A 26,529-nucleotide genomic window follows, 5' to 3' on the forward strand; every position below is an offset into this window, starting at 1 on the left:
TTGAAATATCTGATTATATATATTCTCTCCGTCAAAAGTATGGTATGCTGAGGAATATTTCACATTAGTTTGAAGGGAGATGAAACATGTATGGCGAGAGAAAAGTGGGGGACGAAGCTCGGTTTCATGCTCGCTGCAATGGGATCAGCCGTCGGCCTGGGTAACATTTGGCGTTTCTCTTTTGTAGCAGGTAACAATGGGGGAGGCGCCTTTTTAATATTGTACCTGTTATTCGTAATTTTAATTGCCGTACCGCTTCTGCTGACAGAGGTCAGTATAGGACGTAAGGCTCAAAGCGACGTTGTAGGTTCGTACAAAAAATTAGCACCGGGGACTCCCTGGTTTTTAACAGGGTTCTTTGGTGTTTTAAGTGCGTTTTTAATTTTAGGGTTTTACAGCGTTGTAGCAGGTTGGTCAATTTACTACTTTACCAACTATATTACCGGGAACTTTGCTACTCAGCCTGCTGCAGGGTATGAAGGGGCGTTTGGTGCTTTTATCTCTGATTCATGGCAGCCGTTGTTTTGGGTAGCCTTATTCATGGCCTTAACGATCTTCATCGTCGTCAGTGGTGTTAAGAAAGGGATCGAAGCAGCTAATAAAATATTTATGCCGGTTCTTGCTATTATATTAATTTTTCTTGCATTTTACAGTCTGTCATTGGAAGGGGCAGGGGAAGGGGTCAGATTTTTATTCTCTCCTGACTGGTCAGCCTTCAGCGACCCTTCCATTTACATTGCTGCTTTAGGGCAGGCCTTTTTCTCACTAAGTTTAGGGATGGGGGCTATGCTTACGTACGGAAGTTACCTTTCTAAAGAGCATAAGCTGCCGGGTGCAACGATGGGAATTGGCCTGATGGATTCATTCTTTGCCATTATATCAGGTGTTGTGATTTTCCCTGCTGTCTTTGCGTTTGGAATTGATCCATCCTCTGGACCGCCGCTCGTCTTTATTACATTGCCGAGTATATTTGAACAGCTTCCGCTTGGCGGGGTGATAGGACTTGTGTTTTTCTTTGCACTGGTTCTTGCAGCGCTATCGTCTTCGGTTTCCATTCTGGAAGTTCCGACAGCGTATTTTATGAGAGTATTTAACTGGTCGCGCCGCTTCACCAGTATTTTAATGGGAGCGATCATGTTTACCCTTGGAATAATTGTTTCGCTTGGTTTTGGGATCTGGTCGGGCGTAACACCAATTGGTGAGAATGGAATTCTGGATTCTATGGATTATGTAGCTTCTAATATTCTACTGCCGCTCGGCGGATTAACAATGGCTCTCTTTGCAGGCTGGTACTTTACGAAACAGCAGGCATTGGAAGCGACCGACTTCACAGGCTCTGTCATTGGACAGATCTGGTACGTAATCGTGAAATTCGTCGCACCGATTTTAATTATTCTCATTTTCTTAAATGCATTAGGTTTTATTTAAAACAAGCAGCTGTCTCCTAATCTGGAGGCAGCTTTTTTAAGTGACCAGAGAGATGAAACTTTTCGTAACGTGACGCGTAAATATAAACAGGAGGGATAACGTGCTTAAGTATGCAGGTGCAGGCACTCTTATGCTTTTTGGTGCATCGATCGCGTGGTGGGGAGCGGGGGATTGGTCTTTATTTTTGAAAATAACCGCAGGTATCGCTCTCGCCCCTTTAATCCTCGCCGGGGTCCTGACAGGAGCGTTTATCAGCGGAGACCGTCACCGGGCCAATTTCCATTCGGAAACGAAGGATGATCGAGAATTTAGAAGCAGGTGGTCTAAGCGGTTAGCCTGCTTCAGTGCCCCGAGTGTCATCTTTCTATTAGCTCTATTTATCGAATATTTTATGACAAACTAAAAGACTTCCGGTTAAAGGAAGTCCGGGTTGGGTATAAAATCCACAGGGTTTTATACTCTTTTTTATTGAGAAAAAATGTGAGGGCTATTTCCGCAAAAGTCTTTATAGAAAACAGCTTTTTACATGGAGAATAGCCGGTGATTTATAAACCATGTTATGATAGGTGCGGATAGGTTAATTAAGCAAAAAGGAGTCACATAAATGGCGATATCAAATCAAACGATTCTTAAAAAAATGTCCGGTGAAATACAAGAAGCCATGCTGAATCATGGAGACGATCACCGTGTTCGTGAACATGTACGAGCGGTGAAGCTGCTTGCCGATCTTGTCCTTGATGAAGGGAGTTCCAATCCTTCTGTTTCCGGACCATCAACGGCGAAATCACCAAGTTCTGTGCAGGAGCCGACGGTGGAAGAGATTAGGAAAATGATGGGCGGCGAGGAACCCGTCCGAAAGCCTTCGTCGGACAATTCGAGTGATCATGATGAGGCAAACGGGAAGTCGATTTTTGATTTTTAAGGAGTGAACAGCGTGAAATTATTTTTACTATTAGGGATTATTAATGGGTTTTTAGCAGTAGCGTTAGGAGCATTTGGCGCACATGGTCTGGAAGGAAAGGTTTCCGAAAAGAGCTTGGGCCAATGGGAAAAAGCCGTAAATTATCAAATGTTCCATACGATGGCTTTATTTGTGACGGGATTATTATTGAGCAAAATCCAGACAGGAGCAATAAGCGGCGCGGGATGGTTCTTCTTCATTGGCATCCTTTTATTCTCCGGAAGCTTATACATTTATGCAACGTCTGGAGTCAAAACGTTTGCCATGATCACACCATTCGGCGGATTATCCTTCCTCATTGGCTGGATTTTGCTCGGGTATGCTGTCGTTAAGCACTTTTAAAAAAAGAGAACCGTCGAGAATAGAAGAATAATAACAGCACGCAGCAACTGGCTTATACAAGAAGCGAGCTGCTGCTTTTTATATTCTACTAAGCTTTCAACCAGCAGACTTATCGATAATATATAGAACATAAACAAGACGAGCCAGCGGTTATCCAAGTGAAAAAGGGCAAAAACAGCGAGTATCACTGCTATGCAAAGAGAAGCGAGCTGCAGTCTTACTAAGGGTTCATAGGGATGTCTCAACCGATCACCCCTTTCAGGGAAATAAACGAGTCTTACCGGGAATGATTATTCAGTTGCATTGTACGGATAGCTGTAATTGATTTCTTCATCAAAAGTAATGTAATCAAGGTAAACCATAAGCAGGAGGTAGCGTTTTCCTGTTCGAGGGTCGCTTAAAATGATATGGTCCCGACCCGCAGCCTCAATGATGCCTTTAAATACTTCCGCATTCCATTCCTCATTATTCTCAAACGTCATGTATACGGTGGCTTCTTTGCCTCGATTTAAGCGTAAAATATTTTCAATGTACGATTCTTCTTCTGGCAGCATGCCCTGCATGGTACCATTGCCGTTGCCATTTCCATTATTATTGTTATTGTTGTTGTTTCCGTTTGACATGTACGGTACCTGCATGCCGTTCATTCCGTTATTGTTATTGCCGTTGTTATTTGCGGTGTTATAGTAACCGTTATTGCCAGCAGCACTTGCCATTGCATATTGGTACATGTAAGGGTTTCCCGGATAATACGGCATACCGCCAGGAGGCATTCCTTGCATTCCACCTTGATACTTCTTAGCCAAAACAACCACTCCTTTTTATTTTTATAAAAATAGGACCCACAATTTGTACAGGAGCCATAAACTGCCTCCAGCCAGCTGTCCAACTTATGGGGACAGACCTTTGGGATTAAAATTGTGCCGTCCGGACCGCTAATGGAAAAACACTCCTTGCTTCAATGGGGCAGGGGCTTTTTATCAACCATGTGAACGTATACCTTTATAGTTCAAGCAGTCGGCTCGCACGCGGATAACGCCCGTCTTTCCTGATGTCAGTATTTTCTGCTTACCATCCCCTTTGGCTTCCGCTCTTACTAAATGAGCTGGCTGCTTAATCTTTTTCTCGCTTAATGGAACGACAGCCATGCCGTCACCTCACTTCACTAAACAGACTCTCTAAAACTATATGAAAGAGCCTGCCTAAGATATGTATAAAAAATAAAGAGAGAGGGACGGCCTGTTTTCATAAAAAAATCCCTGCGGCTCTGAAGCCGGCAGGGATTTAAAGGAATTATACGTATAAAAATTGTGGGACTTCTTCTGTTTTCAACAGGTTGCCGACGTAGAATGAACCGAAGTCGCCATAGCGGGAGGTGACTTCATCAAAACGCATTTCATAAACAAGTTTTTTAAACTGGAGGACATCGTGAGCAAATAGAGTTACGCCCCATTCCCAGTCGTCAAACCCGATAGATCCTGTAATGATTTGACGGATCTTTCCTGCATATTGACGCCCGGTCATTCCGTGGGCGTACATAAGTTTAGCGCGTTCGTCTTTCTCCAGCACATACCAGTTATCATTGCCTTGACGGCGCTTGTCCATCGGGTAAAAGCAAATGTGGTTCCATTTAGGCAGAATCGGTTTTAAACGTCCTTGAATTTCAGGGTCGTTTTCGTCTGCATTTCCCATGTAGTTGGAAAGCTCTACAACAGAAACGTAGGAATAGGATTTGGTTGTAAATTCGGCAAGCTTGGATTTATTAAATGTGGTCTCTATTTCATTCAGTTCTTCCATCGTTGGACGGAGAATCATCATCATGAAATCGGCCTTCTGTCCGACAATAGTATATAAGGCGTGGCTTCCTTGTTTACTTTTTTCCGTCGTTTCCCAATTTTCAACGAGTGATTGAAATTCGTGAATAGCCTGTTCCCGTTCTTCTTCAGCTGCCTGTTTCCACGCAGTCCAGTTGATTGTACGAAAATCGTGAAGACAATACCAGCCGTCCATGGTGACTACTGCTTCTGGCATGATAGGATCGCTCCTTTTATGTGAATTGTTATAGTAATTTCATCCTTTATCAATATAACACAATTCCGTATCAATAATCATTTCAGCGAAATTGAAAGTATTGTGAACAATAAAATAGGGTAAAGATAATATGTAATCGCTTAACGTGAAATTTTCTATTCGAAATGCTTTTAATTAAACACAAAAGGTCTTATCATATAGTACAGAAAAGAAAATGGAGGGTTAAAACATGAGTAACCTATTTGATACACTGAAAGCGAAAATGGAAGGTGAAACCAAGAGGGTCGTCTTTCCTGAAGCTTTGGATGAGAGAATTTTAACAGCAGTAAGTAAGCTCGGTGCAGAAGGATATGTAAAACCTGTACTAGTTGGAAATAAAGAAGAAGTAACACAGAAAGCCGAAGAGTTAGGTGTAGACATTTCTGCTTCTGAAATTCTAGACCCAGCTGATTATGAAGCTTTTGACGAAATGGTAGCCGGCTTTGTGGAGCGTCGAAAAGGAAAAGCAACTGAAGAGCAGGCTCGTGAAATTCTACAGGGCGGCAATTATTTCGGAACGATGCTTGTCTATATGAACAAAGCAGACGGTCTCGTAAGCGGAGCGGCTCACTCCACGGCTGATACGGTTCGACCGGCGCTTCAAATTATTAAAACGAAGCCAGGAATCAAAAAGACCTCAGGTGTCTTCATCATGGTTCGTGACGAAGAAAAGTATGTATTTGCGGATTGCGCGATCAACATTTCTCCGGACAGCCAGGACCTGGCTGAAATTGCTTTAGCAAGTGCGGATACAGCAGCTCTGTTTGATATCGACCCTAAAGTTGCGATGCTCAGCTTTTCTACTAAAGGATCAGCGAAGTCTCCGGAAACTGAAAAAGTGAACGAAGCGGTAGAATTGGCAAAACAACAAAATGCCGATCTGCTGATTGACGGCGAATTCCAGTTTGACGCAGCCTTCGTACCTTCTGTTGCTCAGAAAAAAGCTCCTGATTCTCCATTGAAAGGCGAAGCGAATACATTCATCTTTCCGAGTCTTGAAGCAGGGAACATTGGATATAAAATTGCGCAGCGTTTAGGTAACTTCGACGCTGTAGGGCCGATCCTGCAGGGGCTGAACCAGCCGGTGAACGACCTCTCCCGCGGCTGTAACTCAGATGACGTGTACAAGCTCGCGATTATTACAGCGGCACAATCTCTTTAATAGGAATAAGCAGGCTCAGAGATGTTAGATCTCTGAGCTTTTTTTGGGCTCTAGAGGTATAGCGGCCGCCCCAGACACCAGCAATATAAGGACTACATACCAAAGTATCCTATGATTTCAATCAATAAAAACGACCGCTTATTGGAAGTAAAGTACCGCTGAAAGAAATGAACTTAAAAGAAGGAAAATCCTGTTTACAATGGAATTAGAGTAAAGTAAGCGAGGTGAATTCGATGAATGTCAAAATTGATTTGAATGAAGAGTATGATCAAACCTCGATCACAATTCATGCAAAAGAGTGGAGTACTGAGCTGGATCAACTCGTTAAAATGATCAACAGCACCAACCGGAAACGGCTGATTGGTGTGGAGGGGGATCAGTCTGTGCTTATTCCCTGTGAAGATATTGAATTTGTCTATTCTGAAAAGGGAAAGGTTTTTGCGGTAAGCGGCTCCAGTAAAGCAGAGCTTAAGATGAAACTTTATGAAGTTGAAGAGGCTGTTGGAGAGGACAGCTTTAGCAGGTTTTCTAAATCTGTGATCGGAAACATTAATCAAATTCAGCGTTTTGAATTATCCTTTAACGGAAACCTTTGCGTTTACTTTACTTCAGGGAATAAGGAATATGTTTCTCGCAGGTATGTACGTCGTTTGAAGGAGAAATTAACTGGAGGTGGATAATAAATGAAACGTCATATTATACCGAGAATTTTCACTGGATTAGCTTTCGCGGGGATCGTTACGTTCATTGCAATAACCATACTTGTCGTTAACAATGTAGAGACCGAAGTATCCGAAATTTGGTTAAACATGTTAGGAAGTATGATCCTGGGAGTTTATTTTAGTGTCGCTTCTTTGCTTTTTGAGAAAGATTCATGGAGTTTATTAAAACAAACAATCACTCACCTGACTTTATCACTTGCTGTTTTTTATACGATTGCAGGGTTTATAGGATGGGTGCCATTTACAGGGCAGGCACTGCTGATCAGCACCTTGATTTTCCTGAGTATCTACTTTGTATTTTGGTTTTTTACCGGACTTTATTTAAAGAGAATGACAGCTGATCTAAACAAAACTGTAAATTAATCGTATGAAAAAGCACTGGAGCTTAGTCATGAATCTGCTCCAGTGCTTTATTATTACGGATGATCATTTGTTCAAAGCGCTTCGTGAATGTTTCAATCTCTTCGCCTTCCAATGAATGGGTTACAATACGGTCTGACCATTCATTTAACTGATACAAAATGCGATTACGCACATCCTCGACCGTCAAATCCGCGCCAAGCAGTTCGTTGAGCGAAGCCATCACCGAAGGGTCGATATCCGGGTATTTAAAACGAGCGGGCTCCTTATTAAGGCCGACCTTGTAAAAGTTCTTCAGCAGTTCAGCACGTTCGGCTCCGCTTCCGGTTACGTCTAAATAAATCTGAACCGCAGACCCGCGTTTGACCCGGCGCTGGGATATACCTGCAAACTTTTTTCCCTCAATACTTAAATCATAGGTGCCGGGGCAGTAAGACTGAGTAATTTCGTAAGCTTCGATCTGATTGGTAAGGTCAGCAAACAGGTGCTGAATAAACTCTACCATCGCATCATACCCATCGTGTATGTTGACGTTTTTGGCATCCGGGAAAATAAGCGACAGGTTCAGAACGCCTTCATCAAGTACAACAGCTAAACCGCCGGAGTTACGAACGACGACCTGGTAGCCTTCTTCTTTTAAGTAATCAACAGCTTCAGAGATATAGGGGAGACGGGCGTCCGGGATGCCGAGTACAATTGTATCGTGATGTACCCACAGTCGGGCAGTGGTCGGAGATTGATGATCGCCGACTGAAGCAGCAAGGGAGTCGTCAATCGCGAACGACTGCAATGCCGAGAATGTCGGCCCCATATTGCTTTGATCAATAAATCGATATATTGGTGGATGTAATAATTGCTTTGACATACAAATCTTTCTCCTTTTTTATAGCAAAACTATTATAACAGAAAAAGTAGATAGCGGTAATGGTACAGAAAATAGAATGAGGAGAGAGCAAAACGGGTACCAGGTACACAAATACACATTGCCATCAGTGAACCATATATAGCTATTGTGTACCTGGTACCCCTCTACGCAATCGCTCTCAACGTAATCAGTGATTAAAACAGAGGTTTTGTTATGTTGAAATAAGGTATATAATAGGAGAAAATGTCGTGAGGGAAGGATCGTCTGATGGCTTATCGTGATGAGCAGTTAAGTGAAGAGAAGGTGTTTAAAGATCCCGTTCACCGGTACATTCATGTGCGGGATCAGGTCATATGGGATTTAATCGGGACTCCTGAGTTTCAGCGTCTCCGCCGTGTCCGGCAGCTGGGAACCAGTTATTTGACGTTTCATGGAGCGGAACACAGCCGCTTTAATCATTCACTCGGGGTCTATGAAATTGTGCGGCGGATTATTACGAACTTTAAGGATCGTCCAAACTGGGACCCTAAGGAGCGGCTGCTTTGTTTAGCGGCCGCGCTTTTACATGATTTAGGACATGGTCCGTTTTCGCACTCGTTTGAAAAAGTTTTTAAGCTCGATCATGAGGACTTTACCCAGGCGATTTTACTTGGGGACACGAATGTAAATAAAGTACTGGCTAAAGTAGATGAAAATTTTCCGAAGCAGGTAGCGGATGTGATTAATAAAACGTATCACAACAAGCTGGTCGTCAGTCTGATCTCAAGTCAGATTGACGCAGACCGGATGGATTATCTGCAGCGTGATGCCTATTTTACAGGGGTGAGCTACGGTCACTTTGACATGGAGCGGATTCTTAGAGTCATGCGTCCGATGGAAGACCAGGTAGTAATCAAAGAAAGCGGCATGCATGCAGTTGAGGATTACATAATGAGTCGTTATCAAATGTATTGGCAAGTGTATTTTCATCCTGTTACCCGAAGTGCAGAAGTGATTTTATCCAAAATTCTTCATCGTGCAAAAGAGTTATATGAAGAGGGCTATCGTTTTAAGCTGGAGCCTACTCATTTCTTGTCGTTCTTTAAAGGGGAGCCGACGCTTAGCGAGTATTTAGGGTTGGATGAGTCGATTACATTGTATTATTTTCAAATGTGGATGCAGGAAGACGATGAAATATTGGCCGATTTATGCGAACGGTTTGTGAACCGTCGGTTATTTAAATACATTGAGTTTAATCCGAATCTGCAGATGGCGGAATGGATGGAACTTTACAAGCTGTTTCAAAAGGCGGGCATCAACCCGGATTATTATTTAGTAGTTGATTCGAGCTCGGATCTGCCGTATGACTTTTACCGGCCGGGAGAAGAAGGGGAACGGCTTCCGATTCACCTGCTGAAGCCGAATCAGGAACTGAAGGAGCTGTCGCGCTTGTCAGAAATCGTAGAGTCGATCTCCGGAAAGAAACGGACGGATCATAAATTGTACGTTCCTCATGATGTGCTCGAAGCGATGTCCAATCGCAGTAAGACGAAGAAACGGATTATGGAAATTTTGTATGGATAAGGAGTGGGGACGCTATGTTGGAGAACCATGCCAAGCTGATGCAGTTCTTCTCAAGCTCTGACGCAATTGTTGGACGAAAAAGATTGCAGAAAATGATCTATATCTTAAAAAAGTGTGACGTACCATTTGAAGAACGCTACCAATTTCACTTTTATGGACCGTATTCAGAGGAACTGACACTGCGTATTGAAGAGATGTGTAATCTCGGGTTTGTCTGCGAAACAAAAGAAGAAAAGAAAAACTATTATCAATACAGGTATGAAGTAACGGAGGCGGGAAGAGATTTCATGGAGCATTACAAACCAGAACTGCCGCCGCTTACCAGCCGCATCGAAGCGATGAACGAGAAAAGCTCTCGATTCTTAGAACTCGTCTCCACGATGCTTTTCTTCGAGCATCTGCCTAAAGAGGAAATGACTGAAAAGATTTTTTCAGTAAAAAGTAAACAAAACTACACAGAGGACGACATTGAAGAGGGATGGGAATTTATTGAAAACATCCGCAGGCTTCATTAAGATATAGAAAAGGTATGCTGTTTGACAGTATATCTTTTTTTATAACTGATTGTCAGAATAATAAGAATGTAAAAAAAGTGCAGCAGCAGGGGATTTGGAGAGGGAGTCTGAAGAATATCAGCCTTTAAACAAACGTTTGATTAAGGAGTGGAGTCATGAAAACGAGACTGGAGCACGTGCGTATCAATGTAGGAGACCTGGAGGCTGCGGTAAAATGGTATGAGGATGTGCTAGGGTTCAAAGTAGAAGCACGCTGGCCCCAAGAGAACCCGAATTATGTACATTTCGAAAGGGAGGGCGGGGCTGTCTTCGGCTTGATGGAAGGGTTCTCATCCACTCCGGGACGTTTTAATTTCTACGTCGATGATGTCGATGCGCTTTGGAGTAAGCTGCAGGCACGCGACGTGAATGCAGTGGAAGAGTTGTTTGATACAGCGTATGGCAGCCGCAAATTTACGATTACTGATCCGGACGGGAACGAATTAGGCTTCGTCCAGGGATGAGGAAATGAAGAAGCTCTCAAGCTGTTCAGCTTGAGAGCTCTTACCTTAGTCACTGAGGCGTTTTCCGCCGACCCCATAGTGTTGTTTTTTCATTTCTTCAATCACTACCGTCACTGCTTCTCTACGAGCGCCCGTCGTTTCTATAACGGAATCAGTCACACTTTCAACTAACGCCTTTTTCTGTTCATCGGTACGCCCCTCAAGCATTTGAACTGTTACGATCGGCATCACGTTCTCCCCTTTAATCCTATAAATAAATCTCTTCTCTTACCCTTTTCGTCATAATATCTCGAATTCCTTCTTTTTTTTCTTAAAAAATTTCAGGTTATACAGAAGGCTGTCTCTGAAATCGAAGGCGGCCATATGTTAAAATAAGACCAACAGCCAGCTAAAAAGGAGGATCATGGACCTATGAAGGAATTTGATCAATTTAAGAATAAGAAGCAAGAAGGCAGCGATAAAAAGAAGAACCAATTTACTATATTAAAAGACGATTCTACAGACGGGCACGGCGGTTATGGTGTTGGTTCCATCAGTCTTGAAAATATGACGCCTGTGATCGTGGATCCTAATGAAGGAGAAGCTTTCGTAGATATGGGAGCTCTTCACGCGAGAAGTGCGGTTGAGAAACGTATTCGCTTTTTGACGGATCGTTCTGAAGTTCCGAATGGAAAACTTTACTGGATCGTCTGGGTGACAGTAGATTACCGTGAAGGCAACCCTTGCTATTACGGAGTGGCCGGCAGTGAAATCGTAGTGGACCGTGAGATCAGACGCGGCTACAAGCTGCTTCCTGAGCACGTTAACCATATGGATAAATCCCTGAAAGGGCGATTTGTCGTCGATCACATGGATGAAAAGTCTAAGCGGATCTTAGGTGAGTACTTGCGTGAATTCAAACCAGAGCTTTGGGAAAATACAGATCAGCAGCTAAAAGACAGTCTGAATGTATAATTGGCAGTCAATACTTTTCTCTCCTCTTTAGAGGGGAGATTTTTTTAGGAGGGTGGAGAAGCTTCCGTAAAATACCAGTGTAAAAAGAGAACGTATGTGCTATGATAAGAACAAACGTTCGCGGAAAAGGGGAGTCAACGATGGAGAACCGAGATCGAGGCACGATCAAATGGACCTCGCTTATGCTGCCGGAGCACGTAGAAATGATTAAGAAAGTGTGGAAGGAGGACGAACGGGTTGAAAAAGGGCTCCTGGATGAACAAAAAGCAGCAGAGATTGACTTTATTTTGCAGCGGGCCCTGCACGATGGTTTAACAGTGGAGCTTAAAGTGCATGATGGATTTGATTTTGAGAATAGGTGTTTAAAGATTGAAAATGTAGATAAGCGGACAAGAAAAATCAAGGGGCTGGATGTACAGGAGAAAGAGAAGGTGTCAATTTCTCTCGATGATATTGCCGATATCGTGATTGTGTAAAGGCTGAGCGCGTGTTCACAAAATGTTCAATAACTTTTGGGCCAGCGAATCTTGACGAATACTCAAAGAGAGTAATATATTTATACACACATGGATTATACATGTATGCTAGGACAAAGAAAGCGACCGGTCAATGCCGGTCGCTTTCTTTGTCTTTTTACTTTTTTTCTTTTTTTTCTGGGTACCGGGTACAGAGTACAGCTCTACTGAAACCAGTCAACGATGTTTTTGTACCATGGGTCGTTCTCCAGGTCTTCTTCTATTTCGTTGATATCAGCGTCTTCATCCTCACATGTTTCTTTCGGAATATCCTCTTTCTCTAGGTAAACGAGCCGCTCCTCGGGACATGAGGGGCCGGACAGTTTGCCGGACTCAGGGTTGATGTAGACCCCTCGCAATCCTTTGGGCGGAGAGAATGCAGATACGGGTTCATCTTCGTGAATTCGCTCCATCGTGTTGGCCCATAATTCTTTTGAGTATTGCTGGTCTCTTGGCTGTGTGATTTTTCGATTATCGTCATAGCCGCTCCAGACCCCCATCACATACTGGGGGCTAAAGCCAATCATCCAGCTGTCGGAGTCGGTTGTACCTGATTTCCCACCGTAGGTCCGTGAAAGCTCACCGGCAATACTTGAACCTGTGACGTTCATATAGCCGTTTAACGCAGAGTCAAATATGCCTGTCATCATGTGAGTAACGGAAAACGCGTCCTTCTTATCAACCTTAAAATCGTCTTGTGAAACGGGTTCATACTCATATAAAACATTCTCGCGGTGATCGGTGATTTTTGTAATTGTATGCTTTTCTACACTGGAAGAAGCACCGGTTAATTTGGAATAGCCGTTTACCATGTCATAAAGAGAAAGGGAAGGAGTTCCCAGAGCTATGGATGGTACAGCAGGTAAATTCTCTTTAAACCCAAAATTGTTCATCGTCTTCGCCAGTTTCTTTGGACCCAGCTCAAGATTCGTTTTCACAGCGTAAATGTTATCCGACAACGCAAGGGCCTGAGCCATCGTAATTTCGTCTTCGGCATAATAATTGTTATAGTTGCTCGGCGAATAAACGTCGCCATCTTCCAATTCAAAACTGGTCGGCTTGCTTTCCTGCATGGTCAATGGCGAGTAGCCCTCCTGTAGAGCGGCATAGTACAGAAACGGCTTAATGGTACTTCCGACCATCCGTTCAGCCTGAGTGGCACGGTTGAATGAACTTGCGCTATAATCGCGCCCTCCGGCCATCGCAGTGACGGCACCAGTGTCATTGTCCATTATGACAGCGGCCGTTTCAATTTCGGAAGCACTGCCAAACTCCTCTTCCAGCGCCTCCTCAAGTTTACTCTGGTGCTCGGGGTTTAATGTCGTATAGATATGAAAACCTCCTGACTCCACAGCTTCGACTTCCACATCCAGAAGACGGGCAGCTTCCTTCACCACTTCATCCTGGAAATAAGGTCCGACGGCTTTGGCTTCCTCGCTCGAGTGATCATAATAATTCAGTGAAGCAGTAACCGCTTCATCTTTTTCAGAGTTCGTAATAAATTCAAGATCATTCATACGGGATAAAATCTGTGCCTGCCGGGATTCGGCATTTTCCTCATCAGCTAAAGGAGAATAATAACTAGGCCCCTTAGGCACACCTGCAAGCATCGTAGATTCAGCGAGCGTCAAGTCTGAAGCGTTTTTATTAAAAAAGTAGCGGCTGGCAGATTCGATTCCATACGCCCCGTGACCGTAGTAAATCGTATTCATGTAACCCTCGAGAATCTCATCCTTCTCATAAAAAATCTCAAGCCGAATCGCATAAAAAGCTTCCTTCAGTTTACGTAACCAGGTTTTTTCGTGCGATAAATAGAGGTTACGAGCATACTGCTGAGTAATGGTGCTTGCCCCTTCAGACAATTCCATTGTTTTTAAATCGGTTAACGCAGCAGATGCAATTCGTTTAAAGTCAAAGCCAAAATGATCGTAAAAACGGTGATCCTCAATCGCGAGGGTTGCATCAATGACTTCTTCGGGCATTTCGTCCAGACTGATCCATTTCCGGCTCGCTCCAACATCATATCCTTCCATTACTTCGCCATCCGCCAAGTAATAAGTAGTGTTTTGAGGAGTGGATAACGAAGGAGGACCAAGCACAATCGCGTAGGCCAGCAATCCGAGCACACCAATAATCCCCAGTAAACTTAATGTGAAAAAAGTTTTAAAGCCGCGCCGCACCCACTTCCAAGATAAACGTATAAATAATAGCATTCTCGCAGTCTCCCAACTGTTATAATTGCTATTATTATGGGAAAAACATATGTAAATTAAACATTTTCTTGCTTTTTCCGTAGATTCCTCTATAATTTGATTGTTTACAGGAAAGGAGAATCAAGTAATGAGTACATGGTTCACAGAAAAACAAACCGACAACTTTGGCATAACCGCAAAAGTTAACCGGTCTTTGCATAAAGAAAAAACGGAATTTCAAGATTTAGAAATGTTACAAACAGAAGAGTGGGGCAATATGCTCGTCCTTGACGACATGGTTATGACGACGGAAAAAGATGAGTTCGTCTATCACGAAATGCTCGCACACATCCCGTTGTTTACACATCCAAGTCCGAAAAAGGTTCTCGTTGTAGGCGGGGGAGACGGCGGGGTGATTCGTGAAGTGTTAAAGCACGACAGCGTGGAAAAAGCGGTCCTCGTTGAAATTGACGGCAAAGTCATTGAATACTCTAAGCAGTACCTGCCTTCCATAGCAGGCACATTAGAGGATCCGCGCGTAGATGTGCAAGTCGGTGACGGCTTCATGCACATCGCGAACAGTGAACGCGAATACGATGTCATTATGGTTGATTCCACGGAACCTGTAGGGCCGGCTGTAAACCTTTTTACAAAGGGCTTTTACGAAGGGATTGCCAAGGCTCTTAAAGAAGACGGGATCCTCGTCGCGCAGACGGACAACCCGTGGTTTAAAGCAGATCTCATCCGCCAAGTGTGCGCCGATGTAAAAGAAACGTTTCCGATTACCAAAGTATATACGGCGAATATCCCAACCTACCCAAGCGGCTTGTGGACCTTCACTATGGGGAGTAAAATTTACGATCCGACACAAGTTCCGGCTGAACGTTTTACCGATATTGATACCAAGTATTACACAGACGAGCTGCATGCCGCTTCATTTGTGCTGCCGAAATTTGTAAAAGATCTGACTGAATAGCAGAAGCTGTAGACAGAGTCATTGGGTATCAGGTACCGATTAGACTAAAAAGCGTTCTGTAGCCATAACAGATTAATCGGTACCTGGTACCCCGAGCACAGCACCCATTAACAGCACTACCCAGCACCGCACATTGCATAAACTGATACACCAAAAAGGAGGCCGACCCAATGCCCTGTTATTTCGATGAATCTTACTCCGGAAAGGTATTCATTATGAGCCGCGCCACAGAAGAAGAAGCCCGGGCCGTTATTTATGGCATGCCGATGGATTATACCGTCAGCTTCCGCCCGGGCTCACGCTTCGGCCCGAACCGTATCCGCGAAGCGTCGATCGGACTTGAAGAATACAGTCCCTATCTCGACCGCCACCTCGAGGAAGTCGCCTATCACGATGCCGGCGATCTTATGTTTCCATTCGGTAACGCGCAGAAAAGCCTGGACATTATAGAAGACTATGCGAAAGAGCTTTTTAAAAAAGGAAAGTTTCCGATCGGGCTCGGCGGAGAGCACCTTGTCAGCTGGCCGGTCATCAGGGCGTGTCATGAAGCGCTATCGAACCTGAAGATTATCCATATTGATGCCCATGCCGACCTGAGGGAGGAGTACGAGGGAGAGGTTCTTTCCCATTCGACACCGATCAGAAAAGCATGCGAGCTGCTTGGTCCGGAGAATGTGTACTCTTTCGGCATTCGTTCCGGCATGAGGGAGGAATTTCAGTACGCGGATGAAAGCGGCATGCATATGTACCGCTATGACGTGCTTGAGCCGCTCAAAAGTGTTTTACCGAAGCTGGCCGGTGAGAACGTGTACGTTACCATCGACATTGACGTGCTTGATCCGGCTTATGCACCTGGAACAGGCACTGCAGAAGCGGGAGGGATTTCCTCAAAAGAATTACTCGCTTCCATTCATGCCATTGCTGATTCTGACATCAACGTAGTCGGCTGTGATCTCGTGGAAGTCGCTCCGGCGTATGACCCGACCGAGCAGACGGCGATCGCTGCCAGTAAATTCATTAGGGAAATGCTTTTAGGTTTCGTGAAATAGATGGTAAAATAAGAGTGATCCGTTACGATTGTGTAGCGGGTTTTTCTTTTTGTAGAAAGGAGAATAGAGCTGTAATGAATAAAAAAATCATTGCTTTTACGTTTGTCTATGCCGTTATTATGGCAGGACTGCTATTTATAACGATGAATCATAATTGGAATCCATCCGGGTATTCATATGACAGCGACGGCTCGACCGTTGTTATTAAGGAAGGGCTCGGTCAAAATGAAACAGCAGAGCTTGAGGCAGCTGAGAACATGTCGGAGATCTTACTGCTGCAGGCAGCCATTCAAGATGTGATGAACCACTGGCAGTTAGATTTAATCGTTATTTCGTTGTTTTTTCCACTGATTTTATTTTCGGTATTCAAAGAAACGCAGCCATTTAAAGAGCAGATTCCTCATAAGTGGTTCGTTGTGATGACGATCGGAATTATTGCCATCTATGCAGTAGCCACTGTGCCTTCATATATTGGAGAAATTCAATCCGTGCATGATCGAGTAAATGCACTGATAAATTAAACAAGGCTTGAGTTTTCGTTTATGAATTCTTATAATGTAAAGGTTAAGGATGTACGCGAAAAGCAAGGAGCGATACAATGTCAGCTAAAGATGTGAGCGTAAAACTAGTGACTGAGATCCGTGACGCCGACCGTAAAGAAGAGATGACATTGTCTGAGCCCGGTCAGTTCTTCTCACGCGGGGAAACGGAAGTTGTGAAGTTCACAGAAACCCCTGAAGAAGGCGAACCGGTTCATACAATGGTTACGATCAAACCCGGCCACGTCAGCATTAAACGGACCGGCGGAGTGGACATGCGCCAGGTGTTTCAGAAAAAGTTGGAAACAGAAAATATTTACCATCACACGTATGGTGATTTTCATATGAAGACATATACCGATCAAATTGAATACCGTTCGTTAACGGATGAAGATCGTGGACGATTGTTTATTAGCTATCAAATGACGCTGAACCATGAAGTGACGCAGCGTCATCGGTTGACGTTACTTTTTGAGGAGGAAAGCGAATGAATATTGTAGAGCAGACGGAACAAAAGCTGAAGGATGAGATTGTACGGGCTGTAAAGGCTGCTGAGCTGGCAGCAGACGAAGAAATGCCGGAGGTTGTGCTGGAACAGCCGAAGGATAAGGCACACGGTGACTATGCTACGAATATGGCCATGCAGCTGGCGCGAGTGGCGAAAAAGAATCCGCGCCAAATTGCAACAGAACTCGTGGAGCAGTTTGACCGATCAGAAGCTTCGATCGAAAAAATTGAAATTGCCGGCCCCGGCTTCATTAATTTTTATATGAACAACGAGTACTTAACGGATCTGGTACCGACGATTCTTGAAGCAGGGGAAGCATACGGCCGCACGAATACGGGAAACGGCCATAAGGTTCAAGTGGAATTTGTTTCTGCCAATCCGACAGGCACACTTCACTTAGGACATGCCCGTGGAGCAGCTGTGGGTGATTCGTTGTGCAACGTATTGGATGCTGCTGGATATGAGGTTTCCCGTGAGTATTATATTAATGATGCAGGCAACCAAATAGCAAACTTAGCTCTTTCGGTGGAAGCGCGCTACATGCAGGCGGTTGGAAAAGATTGGAACATGCCTGAAGACGGTTACCATGGAAAAGATATTATCGAGCTTGGTGAGCAGATTGCCGGAGAAGATGGAGACAAATGGGTGGAGGCCTCTGAAAAAGAGCGTCTTGAATTTTTCCGCTCTTATGGTCTTAAATTTGAATTAGATAAAATTAAGAATGACTTAGAAGAGTTCAGAGTTCCTTTTGACGAGTGGTTCTCTGAAATGTCTCTTTATGAAGGAGACCAGATTAAAGATGCTCTGCAAGTGTTAAAAGATAAGAATTTCGTCTATGACAAAGATGATGCGACGTGGTTTGAAACGACTAAATTCGGCGATGATAAGGACCGTGTATTAATTAAAAATGATGGCTCTTATACGTATTTAACACCGGACATCGCATACCACAAAAATAAACTTGACCGTGGATTTAATACGTTAATTAACATCTGGGGAGCGGACCACCACGGCTACATTCCCCGCATGAGAGCTGCCATACAGGCGCTCGGCTACAGCGAAGATACGCTGGAAGTGGAAATTATTCAAATGGTCAACCTGTTCCAGGACGGGGAAAAGGTGAAAATGAGTAAGCGTACCGGTAAAGCTGTCACGCTGAGGGAGCTGATGGAAGAGGTAGGAATTGACGCCATGCGTTATTTCTTCTCGATGCGTTCAAGTGATTCTCATCTGGATTTCGACATGGACCTGGCACGTTCTGAATCGAATGAGAATCCGGTTTATTATGTGCAGTACGCCCACGCCCGCATTTGCACGATGCTTAGTCAAGCAGTCGAAAAAGGACTGGCAGCAGGCCAATTTGACGGAAGTCACCTTACTTCTGAAAAAGAAGAAGACTTGCTGAAACGCCTGGGAGAATTCCCGCAAGTCATCGCTGATGCTGCTGAAAAACGGACACCGCACCGCGTGACTCAGTATGCCTTTGACCTGGCATCCAATCTGCACAGCTTTTACAACGCAGAAAAAGTATTGGATCCTGACAACAAAGAAAGAACCATTGCCCGCGTAGCCTTGATGAAAGCTGTACGCACAACACTCCAAAACGCCCTCAACTTAATAGGCGTATCCGCACCAGAAAAAATGTAGTAAGAAAAGCGGAGGCGAGCGGTCAGGAGCGTACGCATAAGCAAAACGGCGAAGTGAAGCGTTCTTCTTCACATAGTCGGATTGCTTATGACGCTAGGTCCTGCGAGCCGGAGCTGGACAGTAAGAAAAGCGGAAAGGGGCGGTTAGGCCTGACACGCATAAGCAAAACCATGCAGTGGCGGTCTATGCCACGTAATGGGATTGCTTATGACGCGAAGGCCTGCCCCTTGTAGCTAGACAGTAAGAAAAGCGGAAAGGGGCGGGTTCAGAGGAAGTTCGACTAAGATCGCCACGTCCTGTGGCAACGTCGAACTACCCCACGTCGTGTGGGGCATGTGGCAACGTCGAACTGCCCCCCGTCCTGGGCGCCCAAGCAAAACCATGCAGTGGCGGTCTCTGCCACGTAATGGGATTGCTTATGTCGCTAGGTCCTGTGAGCCGGAGTTGGATATAAATTTTTATAAAGGACTTCAACCATAGTTTAAGGCTGTCGAGACTAGTTCTCGACAGCCTTATTTATTAGTGCCGTCTCAGCATAAAATGGTGGAGGCGGTTTTTTGATTCATTTAAACAAAGCGGTTGGGCATAGTAAAGACAGGGAGGCGGTAGCAATGAAAGAAGTAGGCTTAGCTTTACTGGCAGGGTTTATTGTAGGAGCTGTTTTTGCGGTATTTAAACTTCCGATCCCTGCTCCCCCTGCACTGGCAGGGATCGCGGGAATTATCGGTATTTACCTCGGTTTTAAATTTATTGGATGGGTTGCACCTATGCTCGCTTCCGTTTTTAATTAAAGAATGGGCCGGAACAGTTTAGCAATCTGTTCTTTAATTTTAACGGAGAGGCCGCGGCGGGCAATCCATTCTTCATCTAACGCCCGTGCGTCTTTCACATCGTCCATGTAGGCATTACGCAGGTCTTCTACAAATACATCTTCATAAATATACATGTTGACTTCTTTGTTCAGGAAAAAGCTGCGCCGGTCGAAATTGGAAGTACCTAAATACGCAAAGGTGCGGTCAACGAGCATGAGTTTGGCATGGTAAAAACCAGCGTCAAAAAAGTTGACGCTGCCGCCGTGCCGGTAAAGCTCATACATAAAGGGAAGGCCGGCTTCTTTTACTAAAGGATGGTCCGGCTTCATTGGAATCATCAGATGAACTTTTACTCCACGATCAATGGCTTCTTTTAATGCGGCCAACAACATTTCGGTAGGGATAAAATAAGGAGTCCCGATTAAAATCTCTACTCTGGCATTCTGAATCATCTCAAACAAATCATCCTCAAGCTCGCCTCCGTCTGTAGCGACGATCCGTACGGTATGTTCTGCCTCCCGGTTACGAATATATGGCTCGTCTGCCTCTTTTGCTGCAAGCCCCCAGTCATCGAGGAACGTCTTATGAAGATCAGCTACCACCGGACCAGTTACCCGCAGGTGATAATCACGCCAATCTTGAAAATAGGAACTGTCCCCCATGTAGACACGGCCGACATTGTAGCCGCCGAAGTATCCGATTTTGCCGTCGATGACGGCAATTTTACGGTGGTTCCGCCGATTAATTTTATAGAATAAGAAAGGGAATTTCGGCACTTCGGCAAACTTGAATTGAACGCCGGCTTCTTCTAATTCCTGCCTTACTTTTTTATTAATCTGATAGCATCCGAGCCGATCTCCGAGCAGGCGTACTTCAGCACCTTCCCTGGCTTTTTTCTTCAAGGAATCCAGCAGCATGCGGCCGGCTTTATCAATATTGATCACATAAAAAAATACATCTACGTGGTGCTTAGCGTTCGCGATGTCCTGGCATAAATCTTCATATAAAGGGGAGCCGTTTTTGTAAAGCTGATAGTTCCCTGTGGTTAGATCGAATGGAAGGAAGCGTTGTTTTGCTAAATGGTCTCTTCTTCCTAATTTAAAATCAATAACCAGTAATAAAATGAGAAATATGATGACGATTAACACAGATCCAAGAATCATGACAGGCCTCCTTCCTCAGTTCCTTAGTAAGTATTCCCTATTAATCATGTAAATGAACATGAAAAATTTCGGAAATCAGTTGACTGAATGCTCATTCATAATTTATAGTATAGCTATAAGATTCAGAAAATTAGCAGTTTCTGGTCTAACAACGAAGAGGGGGAGAACATATGAATCCGTTGTTGATCGCCAATTGGATACTATTTCTTGGGGTTACAGTATACGGGGTTTACTTATTTATTCGTGTGGTACGGACACGGATTGCATACATTAAACTTGGCCGTAAGTTTGAATTCGATGGAGAAATTAAAGATCGCCTTAATCGTGTATGGGTAAATGTATTCGGCCAGAAAAAGCTGTTAAAAGATAAGAAGTCCGGCATTATTCATGTTATGTTTTTTTACGGCTTCATACTCGTTCAATTTGGAGCGATTGATTTTATTTGGAAGGGGCTTGCTCCTGACTCGCATCTCCCGCTTGGGGTTTTCTACCCTGGGTTTACATTCTTCCAGGAAATTGTGACGCTTACGATTGTTGTAGCCGTCATTTGGGCATTTTACCGCCGTTATGTGGAAAAGCTTGTCCGTCTTAAGCGAGGATTTAAAGCAGGGCTTGTACTTATTTTTATTGGCGGGCTGATGGCTTCCGTTCTTATAGGGAATGGGATGGGAATCGTCTGGCATGGTCATGAACCGACTTGGACAGAACCTGTTGCGAGCTTAATTGCAAGCGCTTTCGGGTGGATGTCTCCTGCGGCAGCTGCTACAGTATTTTTTATTATGTGGTGGATTCATACGTTGATTCTGCTGACCTTCCTCGTGTATGTGCCGCAATCCAAGCACGCACACTTAATTGCTGCCCCGGTGAATACATTCTTAAGCCGTCAGGATCCTCCTGGCAAACTTCATCCGATTGACTTTGAGATCGATGAAGATACAGATGAAGAGGACGTCTCTTTTGGGGTAGGGAAAGTTGAAGATTTTAACCAGCTGCAAATGATCGACTTTTATGCCTGTGTGGAGTGCGGCCGCTGCACCAATGTCTGTCCAGCTTCTGGATCAGGTAAGATGCTGTCGCCGATGGATTTAATTATTAAATTACGGGACCATTTAACTGAAAAAGGAGCTGCTGTGACAGGTAAGGCGCCGTGGGTTCCTGCGTATGCTTTTTCTAACACCGAAGGGAATTCACTGGCACAGATGGCGCAGTCACAAGGGTCAGATGAAGCAGCAGCGAGTCTTGACGCTGTTCAGAATAAGAGCTTAATTGGTGATGTGATTACAGAAGAAGAGCTGTGGGCCTGTACGACGTGCCGGAATTGTGAAGATGCATGTCCAGTTATGAACGAGCACGTAGATAAGATTGTAGATTTGCGCCGCTATCTCGTGCTGACAGAAGGGAAAATGGATCCGGACGGCCAGCGTGCAATCATGAACATTGAACGCCAGGGGAACCCGTGGGGTCTTTCTAAAAAGGACCGTGAAAACTGGCGTGATGCAGAAGATGTACACATTCCAACTGTAAAAGAGCTGAAGAAATCCGGTGAGGACTTTGACTACTTGTTCTGGGTCAGTTCGATGGGTTCTTATGATAACCGCAGTCAGAAGATCGCGATGGCTTTTGCCAAGCTGATGAACGCAGCGGGCATCAAGTTTGCGATTCTAGGAAACAAGGAACAGAACTCCGGCGACACCGCACGCCGTATGGGAAATGAATTCTTATTCCAGGAGCTGGCGGAGAAAAATATTAAAGAATTTGAGAAGCACGATGTGAAGAAGATTATTACTATCGATCCGCATGCGTACAATATTTTCAAAAATGAATACCCTGATTTAGGATTTGAAGCGGAAGTCTATCATCATACTGAAATGCTTTCACAATGGCTCAAGGAAGGCCGCCTGAAGCCGGAAGCGGAAGTGAACGAAACGATTACGTACCATGACAGCTGTTACCTTGGCAGGTATAACGAGGTGTACCAGCCTCCGCGCGAAGTGCTTGAAATGATCCCTGGAGTTAAGGTCGTTGAGATGAAGCGTAATCGTTCAAACGGGATGTGCTGCGGCGCCGGCGGAGGCATGATGTGGATGGAAGAGAAGTCAGGAAACCGGATGAACGTTGCACGGACTGAACAAGCACTAGAAGTAGAGCCGACGATGATCTCAAGCGGGTGTCCTTTCTGTCTTACGATGCTGTCAGATGGCACGAAAGCGAAGGAAGTTGAAGAAGAAGTGAGTACAATGGACATCGCAGAAATTTTAGCTAAGTCTATTTTTCCTGAAAAAGTAGAGAAAACGGCGTAACCTGCGTTGAAAATGATTTTTCCGAAATAGCCGTGGAAACTAGACCCAGATTAGAAAATAATGGTGGAAAGTGTACAGAATTTTTTGTACACTTTCCTTATGAGAGGGAATTGAGCGAGCGTTCAATCACCATAAAATGAAAGCGTTAACAAAGAGGAGGAACTAAAATATGCGTAAAACAGTGATAGTAACAGGGGCAAGAACACCTTTTGGCAAATTTGGCGGCAGTTTGGCTCCATTAACAGCAGCACAGCTTGGCGGAATTGCAATTAAGGAATCGTTAAAAAGAGCAGGAATTAAGCCGGAAGAAATTAATGAAGTGATCATGGGTACGGTTTTACAAGGCGGGCAGGGGCAGCTGCCTTCCCGACAGGCCTCTAGAGAGGCAGGAATCCCGTGGGATGTAAAAACGGAAACCGTCAACAAAGTGTGTGCTTCAGGGATGAGAAGCGTCACGATGGCCGACCAGTTTATCCGTTTAGGTGATGAAGAAATTATCGTAGCCGGCGGGATGGAAAGCATGAGCAATGCTCCGTACTTTATGCCAAAAGCGCGCTGGGGGCTACGCATGGGGGATGCAGCTGTAAAAGATATGATGGTGCATGACGGATTAACGTGTGCTTTTGAGAATGTACACATGGGAACTTATGGCAGCCGGACTGCTGCTGAATTTGAATTGTCTCGTGAAGAGCAGGATGAGTGGTCGTATCAAAGTCATCAGCGAGCCAGCGCAGCCATTGATTCCGGCAGACTGGCTGAAGAAATCGTCCCTGTTGAAGTTCCACAGCGTAAAGGGGACCCGTTAGTCATTAAAAATGATGAAGCGCCCCGCAGCAATACGACAGTTGAAGCTCTAGCTAAGCTGAAGCCTGTGTTTGATCCGAATGGAACGATTACAGCGGGCAATGCTCCCGGGGTGAACGATGGGGCAGCGGCGATGCTGTTAATGTCGGATGAAAAAGCGTCTGAAATGGGTATAGAATCTCTTGCAACGATTATTGCGCATGAAGAAGTAGCTGTGGAAGCGCAGGATTTTCCGCAGACTCCGGGGCTTGTCATTAATAAACTGCTTAAGAAAACAGGAATGTCCATAGACGATATCGACCTTTTTGAAGTCAATGAAGCATTTGCAGCCGTTTCCCTTGCAAGCGGCAAAATCGCCGGTCTTGATCCGGAGAAAGTAAACGTGAATGGAGGAGCCGTTGCTCTCGGTCACCCGATCGGTGCAAGCGGTGCTCGAGTTTTATTAACACTCGCTTATGAATTGAAACGCCGCGGCGGCGGTCTTGGGATTGCTTCCATCTGTTCAGGCGGCGGCCAGGGGGATGCTGTACTTATTGAAGTAGCGGGAGGTCAGGACTAATGCAGATCAATCAAGTAATGGTGATTGGAGCGGGGCAGATGGGCGCTGGGATTGCCCAGGTCTTTGCACAGGCCGGTCTCCGCGTCAAATTAAATGATTTAAACGCAGAGGTCTTACAAAATGGTTTAGAAGGAATTAAGAAACGTCTGGCTAAAGCCGTAGATAAAGAAAAAATGACAGAACAAGAGAAGCAGCAGGTGCTTGGCAATTTAGAGGCAACAACAGAACTACGTGCTGCTTCCGACTGCGATCTGATCATTGAAGCCGTCGTGGAGAAAATGGAAGTGAAAACAAAGGTCTTCCAAAGCTTAGATGCGATTGCTCCGGCTCATGCAATTCTTGCTTCCAATACGTCTTCACTGCCGATTACAGAAATTGCAGCTGTTACAAATCGTCCGTCGCAGGTGATTGGAATGCACTTTATGAACCCAGTGCCCGTAATGAAGCTTGTGGAAATCATTCGTGCCCTGCAAACGACGGATGAGACGTATGAAGTCATAAAGCAGATGACGGAGAAGCTTAATAAAACGCCGGTTGAAGTGAATGACTTTCCGGGCTTTGTCTCAAATCGGATCCTAATGCCGATGATCAATGAAGCCATCTATACCGTTTATGAAGGAGTGTCTTCTGTAGAAGACGTTGATACGGTGATGAAGCTTGGTATGAATCACCCGATGGGACCTCTTACATTAGCCGATTTTATTGGATTGGATACGTGTTTATCGATTATGGAAGTGCTTCATGACGGATTTGGCGACAGCAAATACCGTCCGTGCCCGCTTCTAAGGCAGTATGTTAAGGCCGGCTGGCTCGGCAGAAAATCCGGCCGTGGGTTTTACAGCTATGAATAACAGGTGAGGGAGAGAACGAGATGAACCTACAGTTTACGGATGAACAGCTCATGCTGCAGAAAATGGTGCGCGATTTTGCTGAGAAAGAGGTGGCTCCTGCGATTGAGCAGATGGAGCGGGAAGATCGTTTTCCAATTGAATTAGTGCGGCGTATGGGCGAGCTAGGCTTGATGGGGATTCCGATCCCGGAGCAGTATGGCGGGTCTGAGATGGATTATACCTCCTACGTAATGGCGATTCATGAGATTTCAAAAGTAAGTGCCACGCTTGGTGTTATTTTGTCTGTCCATACTTCTGTCGGTACAAATCCGATTCTTTATTTTGGAAACGAGCAACAGAAACAGCGCTATATTCCAAAGCTTGCTTCAGGTGAATATTTAGGAGCCTTTGCTCTCACAGAACCTGGTGCGGGATCAGATGCCGGCAGCCTCAAAACGAGAGCGGAGAAACAGGATGATCACTATATTTTAAACGGCGAAAAGATTTTTATTACGAACGGAGGAGCTGCAGATACGTTTATCGTGTTTGCAAGAACGAACCGTGACGAGAAACGTGGCAAAGGGGTCAGCGCTTTTATTATCGAGAAAGACACCCCCGGCTTTACGATTGGCAAGGCAGAGAAAAAGATGGGGATGCACGGTTCAAGTACTGTGTCCTTAAGCTTTGATCATTGTAAGGTGCCGTCATCCCAATTGCTCGGTAATGAAGGCGCAGGGTTTAAAATCGCACTTGCCAACTTAAATACAGGACGAATCGGCATTGCGGCGCAATCGATTGGAATCGGAGAGGCTGCACTTGAGCATGCGGTGGCGTATGCAAAGGAACGGGAGCAGTTCGGTAAACCGATTGCTCAGCACCAGGGGATTTCCTTTAAGCTTGCGGACATGGCCACGAACGTCGAAGCTGCAAAGCTATTAGTCTACCAGGCAGCATCCCTTCAAGGGGCCGGCAGGAAGTGCGGCAAAGAGGCTTCCATGGCAAAGTTGTTTGCTTCGCAGACAGCGATGAATGCCGCGATTGAAGCGGTGCAGGTTTACGGCGGCTATGGTTATACAGAGGACTATGCGGTCGAAAGGTTGTTCCGCGATGCCAAGGTTTGTCAGATTTATGAAGGCACGAGTGAAATACAGAGAATCGTGATTAGTAATCATTTAACGAAGGACTAGGAG

At 44.9% G+C, this 26,529-nt stretch carries 30 protein-coding genes; 22 read left to right on the forward strand and 8 right to left on the reverse strand.

Features of this window, described 5'->3' with window-relative positions:
- Positions 1-90: 90 nt before the first annotated feature.
- The 4 genes from C1A12_RS02830 (at position 91) to C1A12_RS02845 (ending at position 2,731) form a co-directional block, all read left to right on the forward strand.
- Positions 91-1,428, forward strand: a complete 1,338-nt coding sequence (locus C1A12_RS02830; protein WP_101842332.1) for a sodium-dependent transporter — start codon at positions 91-93, stop codon at positions 1,426-1,428.
- A gap of 100 nt (positions 1,429-1,528) precedes the next feature.
- Complete coding sequence (locus C1A12_RS02835) at positions 1,529-1,831, forward strand: DUF5316 domain-containing protein (RefSeq protein ID WP_101842333.1); 303 nt, start codon at positions 1,529-1,531, stop codon at positions 1,829-1,831.
- Positions 1,832-2,032: 201 nt separating this feature from the next.
- Entirely contained in the window at positions 2,033-2,350 is a 318-nt protein-coding gene (locus C1A12_RS02840) for a YwdI family protein (RefSeq protein WP_101842334.1), read from the forward strand.
- Between the two features lie 12 nt (positions 2,351-2,362).
- On the forward strand, positions 2,363-2,731 hold the full coding sequence (locus C1A12_RS02845; protein ID WP_101842335.1) for a DUF423 domain-containing protein: 369 nt from the start codon (positions 2,363-2,365) through the stop codon (positions 2,729-2,731).
- Here C1A12_RS02845 and C1A12_RS02850 read toward each other — a convergent pair.
- The 4 genes from C1A12_RS02850 to hemQ form a co-directional block, all read right to left on the reverse strand.
- Entirely contained in the window at positions 2,728-2,976 is a 249-nt protein-coding gene (locus C1A12_RS02850) for a hypothetical protein (protein WP_101842336.1), read from the reverse strand. The genes C1A12_RS02845 and C1A12_RS02850 overlap by 4 nt on opposite strands.
- Before the next feature lie 45 nt (positions 2,977-3,021).
- Positions 3,022-3,537 carry a spore coat protein GerQ gene (gene gerQ, locus C1A12_RS02855; protein ID WP_235001514.1) on the reverse strand — a complete coding sequence of 172 codons (516 nt, stop codon included), beginning with the start codon at positions 3,535-3,537 and terminating at the stop codon, positions 3,022-3,024.
- A gap of 174 nt (positions 3,538-3,711) precedes the next feature.
- Positions 3,712-3,879: a hypothetical protein gene (locus C1A12_RS20985; protein WP_159462124.1), complete on the reverse strand. Its 168-nt coding sequence runs from the start codon at positions 3,877-3,879 to the stop codon at positions 3,712-3,714.
- A 145-nt stretch (positions 3,880-4,024) separates the two neighbouring features.
- Positions 4,025-4,762 carry a hydrogen peroxide-dependent heme synthase gene (hemQ, locus tag C1A12_RS02860; protein ID WP_101842337.1) on the reverse strand — a complete coding sequence of 246 codons (738 nt, stop codon included), beginning with the start codon at positions 4,760-4,762 and terminating at the stop codon, positions 4,025-4,027.
- Between the two features lie 229 nt (positions 4,763-4,991).
- Here hemQ and pta point away from each other — a divergent pair, with 229 nt between their 5' ends.
- The 3 genes from pta to C1A12_RS02875 all read left to right on the forward strand — a co-directional run bounded on the left by pta (position 4,992) and on the right by C1A12_RS02875 (position 7,048).
- The gene (gene pta / locus C1A12_RS02865; RefSeq protein ID WP_101842338.1) at positions 4,992-5,963 is read left to right on the forward strand and encodes a phosphate acetyltransferase; all 972 of its coding nucleotides are present in this window, start codon (positions 4,992-4,994) and stop codon (positions 5,961-5,963) included.
- A gap of 233 nt (positions 5,964-6,196) precedes the next feature.
- Positions 6,197-6,643 carry a LytTR family DNA-binding domain-containing protein gene (locus tag C1A12_RS02870; RefSeq protein WP_101842339.1) on the forward strand — a complete coding sequence of 149 codons (447 nt, stop codon included), beginning with the start codon at positions 6,197-6,199 and terminating at the stop codon, positions 6,641-6,643.
- 3 nt (positions 6,644-6,646) lie between these two features.
- Positions 6,647-7,048: a DUF3021 domain-containing protein gene (locus C1A12_RS02875; protein WP_101842340.1), complete on the forward strand. Its 402-nt coding sequence runs from the start codon at positions 6,647-6,649 to the stop codon at positions 7,046-7,048.
- Between the two features lie 22 nt (positions 7,049-7,070).
- Here the strand turns inward: C1A12_RS02875 and C1A12_RS02880 are convergent, their stop codons facing one another.
- On the reverse strand, positions 7,071-7,910 hold the full coding sequence (locus tag C1A12_RS02880) for a lipoate--protein ligase family protein (protein WP_101842341.1): 840 nt from the start codon (positions 7,908-7,910) through the stop codon (positions 7,071-7,073).
- A gap of 267 nt (positions 7,911-8,177) precedes the next feature.
- Here C1A12_RS02880 and C1A12_RS02885 point away from each other — a divergent pair, with 267 nt between their 5' ends.
- From C1A12_RS02885 to C1A12_RS02895, 3 genes are all read left to right on the forward strand, one after another.
- Positions 8,178-9,473, forward strand: coding sequence for an HD domain-containing protein (locus tag C1A12_RS02885; protein ID WP_101842342.1), 1,296 nt, complete (start codon positions 8,178-8,180; stop codon positions 9,471-9,473).
- Positions 9,474-9,487: 14 nt separating this feature from the next.
- Positions 9,488-9,988: a YwgA family protein gene (locus C1A12_RS02890; RefSeq protein WP_101842343.1), complete on the forward strand. Its 501-nt coding sequence runs from the start codon at positions 9,488-9,490 to the stop codon at positions 9,986-9,988.
- 155 nt (positions 9,989-10,143) lie between these two features.
- Positions 10,144-10,491, forward strand: coding sequence for a VOC family protein (locus tag C1A12_RS02895; protein WP_101842344.1), 348 nt, complete (start codon positions 10,144-10,146; stop codon positions 10,489-10,491).
- A gap of 45 nt (positions 10,492-10,536) precedes the next feature.
- Here C1A12_RS02895 and C1A12_RS02900 read toward each other — a convergent pair whose 3' ends face one another.
- Complete coding sequence (locus tag C1A12_RS02900) at positions 10,537-10,722, reverse strand: 2-hydroxymuconate tautomerase (protein ID WP_373420418.1); 186 nt, start codon at positions 10,720-10,722, stop codon at positions 10,537-10,539.
- A gap of 180 nt (positions 10,723-10,902) precedes the next feature.
- Here C1A12_RS02900 and C1A12_RS02905 point away from each other — a divergent pair, with 180 nt between their 5' ends.
- Both C1A12_RS02905 and C1A12_RS02910 read left to right on the forward strand, forming a co-directional pair.
- Positions 10,903-11,445, forward strand: a complete 543-nt coding sequence (locus C1A12_RS02905; protein WP_101842346.1) for a YwhD family protein — start codon at positions 10,903-10,905, stop codon at positions 11,443-11,445.
- A 140-nt stretch (positions 11,446-11,585) separates the two neighbouring features.
- The gene (locus C1A12_RS02910) at positions 11,586-11,921 is read left to right on the forward strand and encodes a YolD-like family protein (RefSeq protein ID WP_235001515.1); all 336 of its coding nucleotides are present in this window, start codon (positions 11,586-11,588) and stop codon (positions 11,919-11,921) included.
- A 203-nt stretch (positions 11,922-12,124) separates the two neighbouring features.
- Here the strand turns inward: C1A12_RS02910 and C1A12_RS02915 are convergent, their stop codons facing one another.
- A complete protein-coding gene (locus C1A12_RS02915; protein ID WP_101842348.1) occupies positions 12,125-14,173 on the reverse strand; it encodes a transglycosylase domain-containing protein in 2,049 nt (682 codons plus the stop codon).
- Positions 14,174-14,300: 127 nt separating this feature from the next.
- On the opposite strand from C1A12_RS02915, the gene speE reads away from it, so the two are divergent.
- From speE to C1A12_RS02945, 6 genes are all read left to right on the forward strand, one after another.
- Entirely contained in the window at positions 14,301-15,128 is an 828-nt protein-coding gene (speE, locus tag C1A12_RS02920) for a spermidine synthase (protein ID WP_101842349.1), read from the forward strand.
- Between the two features lie 170 nt (positions 15,129-15,298).
- Complete coding sequence (gene speB / locus C1A12_RS02925; protein ID WP_101842350.1) at positions 15,299-16,177, forward strand: agmatinase; 879 nt, start codon at positions 15,299-15,301, stop codon at positions 16,175-16,177.
- 74 nt (positions 16,178-16,251) lie between these two features.
- Positions 16,252-16,698, forward strand: coding sequence for a hypothetical protein (locus tag C1A12_RS02930; protein ID WP_101842351.1), 447 nt, complete (start codon positions 16,252-16,254; stop codon positions 16,696-16,698).
- A 77-nt stretch (positions 16,699-16,775) separates the two neighbouring features.
- Positions 16,776-17,207 (forward strand): DUF1934 domain-containing protein, encoded by a 432-nt coding sequence (locus C1A12_RS02935; protein ID WP_101842352.1) that lies wholly within the window; start codon positions 16,776-16,778, stop codon positions 17,205-17,207.
- Positions 17,204-18,871: an arginine--tRNA ligase gene (gene argS, locus C1A12_RS02940; RefSeq protein ID WP_101842353.1), complete on the forward strand. Its 1,668-nt coding sequence runs from the start codon at positions 17,204-17,206 to the stop codon at positions 18,869-18,871. Before C1A12_RS02935 ends, argS begins: the two co-directional genes overlap by 4 nt.
- 611 nt (positions 18,872-19,482) lie before the next feature.
- Positions 19,483-19,662, forward strand: coding sequence for a XapX domain-containing protein (locus tag C1A12_RS02945; protein WP_101843266.1), 180 nt, complete (start codon positions 19,483-19,485; stop codon positions 19,660-19,662).
- Here the strand turns inward: C1A12_RS02945 and cls are convergent.
- Positions 19,659-20,846 (reverse strand): cardiolipin synthase, encoded by a 1,188-nt coding sequence (gene cls, locus C1A12_RS02950; protein ID WP_101842354.1) that lies wholly within the window; start codon positions 20,844-20,846, stop codon positions 19,659-19,661. The two genes, C1A12_RS02945 and cls, sit on opposite strands and share 4 nt — an antisense overlap.
- Positions 20,847-21,016: 170 nt before the next feature.
- Between cls and C1A12_RS02955 the strand changes: the two genes are divergently transcribed.
- The 4 genes from C1A12_RS02955 to C1A12_RS02970 all read left to right on the forward strand — a co-directional run bounded on the left by C1A12_RS02955 (position 21,017) and on the right by C1A12_RS02970 (position 26,526).
- A complete protein-coding gene (locus C1A12_RS02955; RefSeq protein WP_101842355.1) occupies positions 21,017-23,146 on the forward strand; it encodes a heterodisulfide reductase-related iron-sulfur binding cluster in 2,130 nt (709 codons plus the stop codon).
- A 169-nt stretch (positions 23,147-23,315) separates the two neighbouring features.
- Positions 23,316-24,509, forward strand: coding sequence for an acetyl-CoA C-acetyltransferase (locus C1A12_RS02960; RefSeq protein WP_101842356.1), 1,194 nt, complete (start codon positions 23,316-23,318; stop codon positions 24,507-24,509).
- Positions 24,509-25,360: a 3-hydroxybutyryl-CoA dehydrogenase gene (locus tag C1A12_RS02965; protein WP_101842357.1), complete on the forward strand. Its 852-nt coding sequence runs from the start codon at positions 24,509-24,511 to the stop codon at positions 25,358-25,360. The genes C1A12_RS02960 and C1A12_RS02965 overlap by 1 nt, the downstream gene beginning before the upstream one ends.
- 20 nt (positions 25,361-25,380) lie before the next feature.
- On the forward strand, positions 25,381-26,526 hold the full coding sequence (locus tag C1A12_RS02970) for an acyl-CoA dehydrogenase (RefSeq protein ID WP_101842358.1): 1,146 nt from the start codon (positions 25,381-25,383) through the stop codon (positions 26,524-26,526).
- The last annotated feature ends 3 nt before the right edge of the window (positions 26,527-26,529 follow it).

The organism is Halobacillus sp. Marseille-P3879 (assembly GCF_900240285.1).
Classification (GTDB): domain Bacteria; phylum Bacillota; class Bacilli; order Bacillales; family Halobacillaceae; genus Halobacillus_A.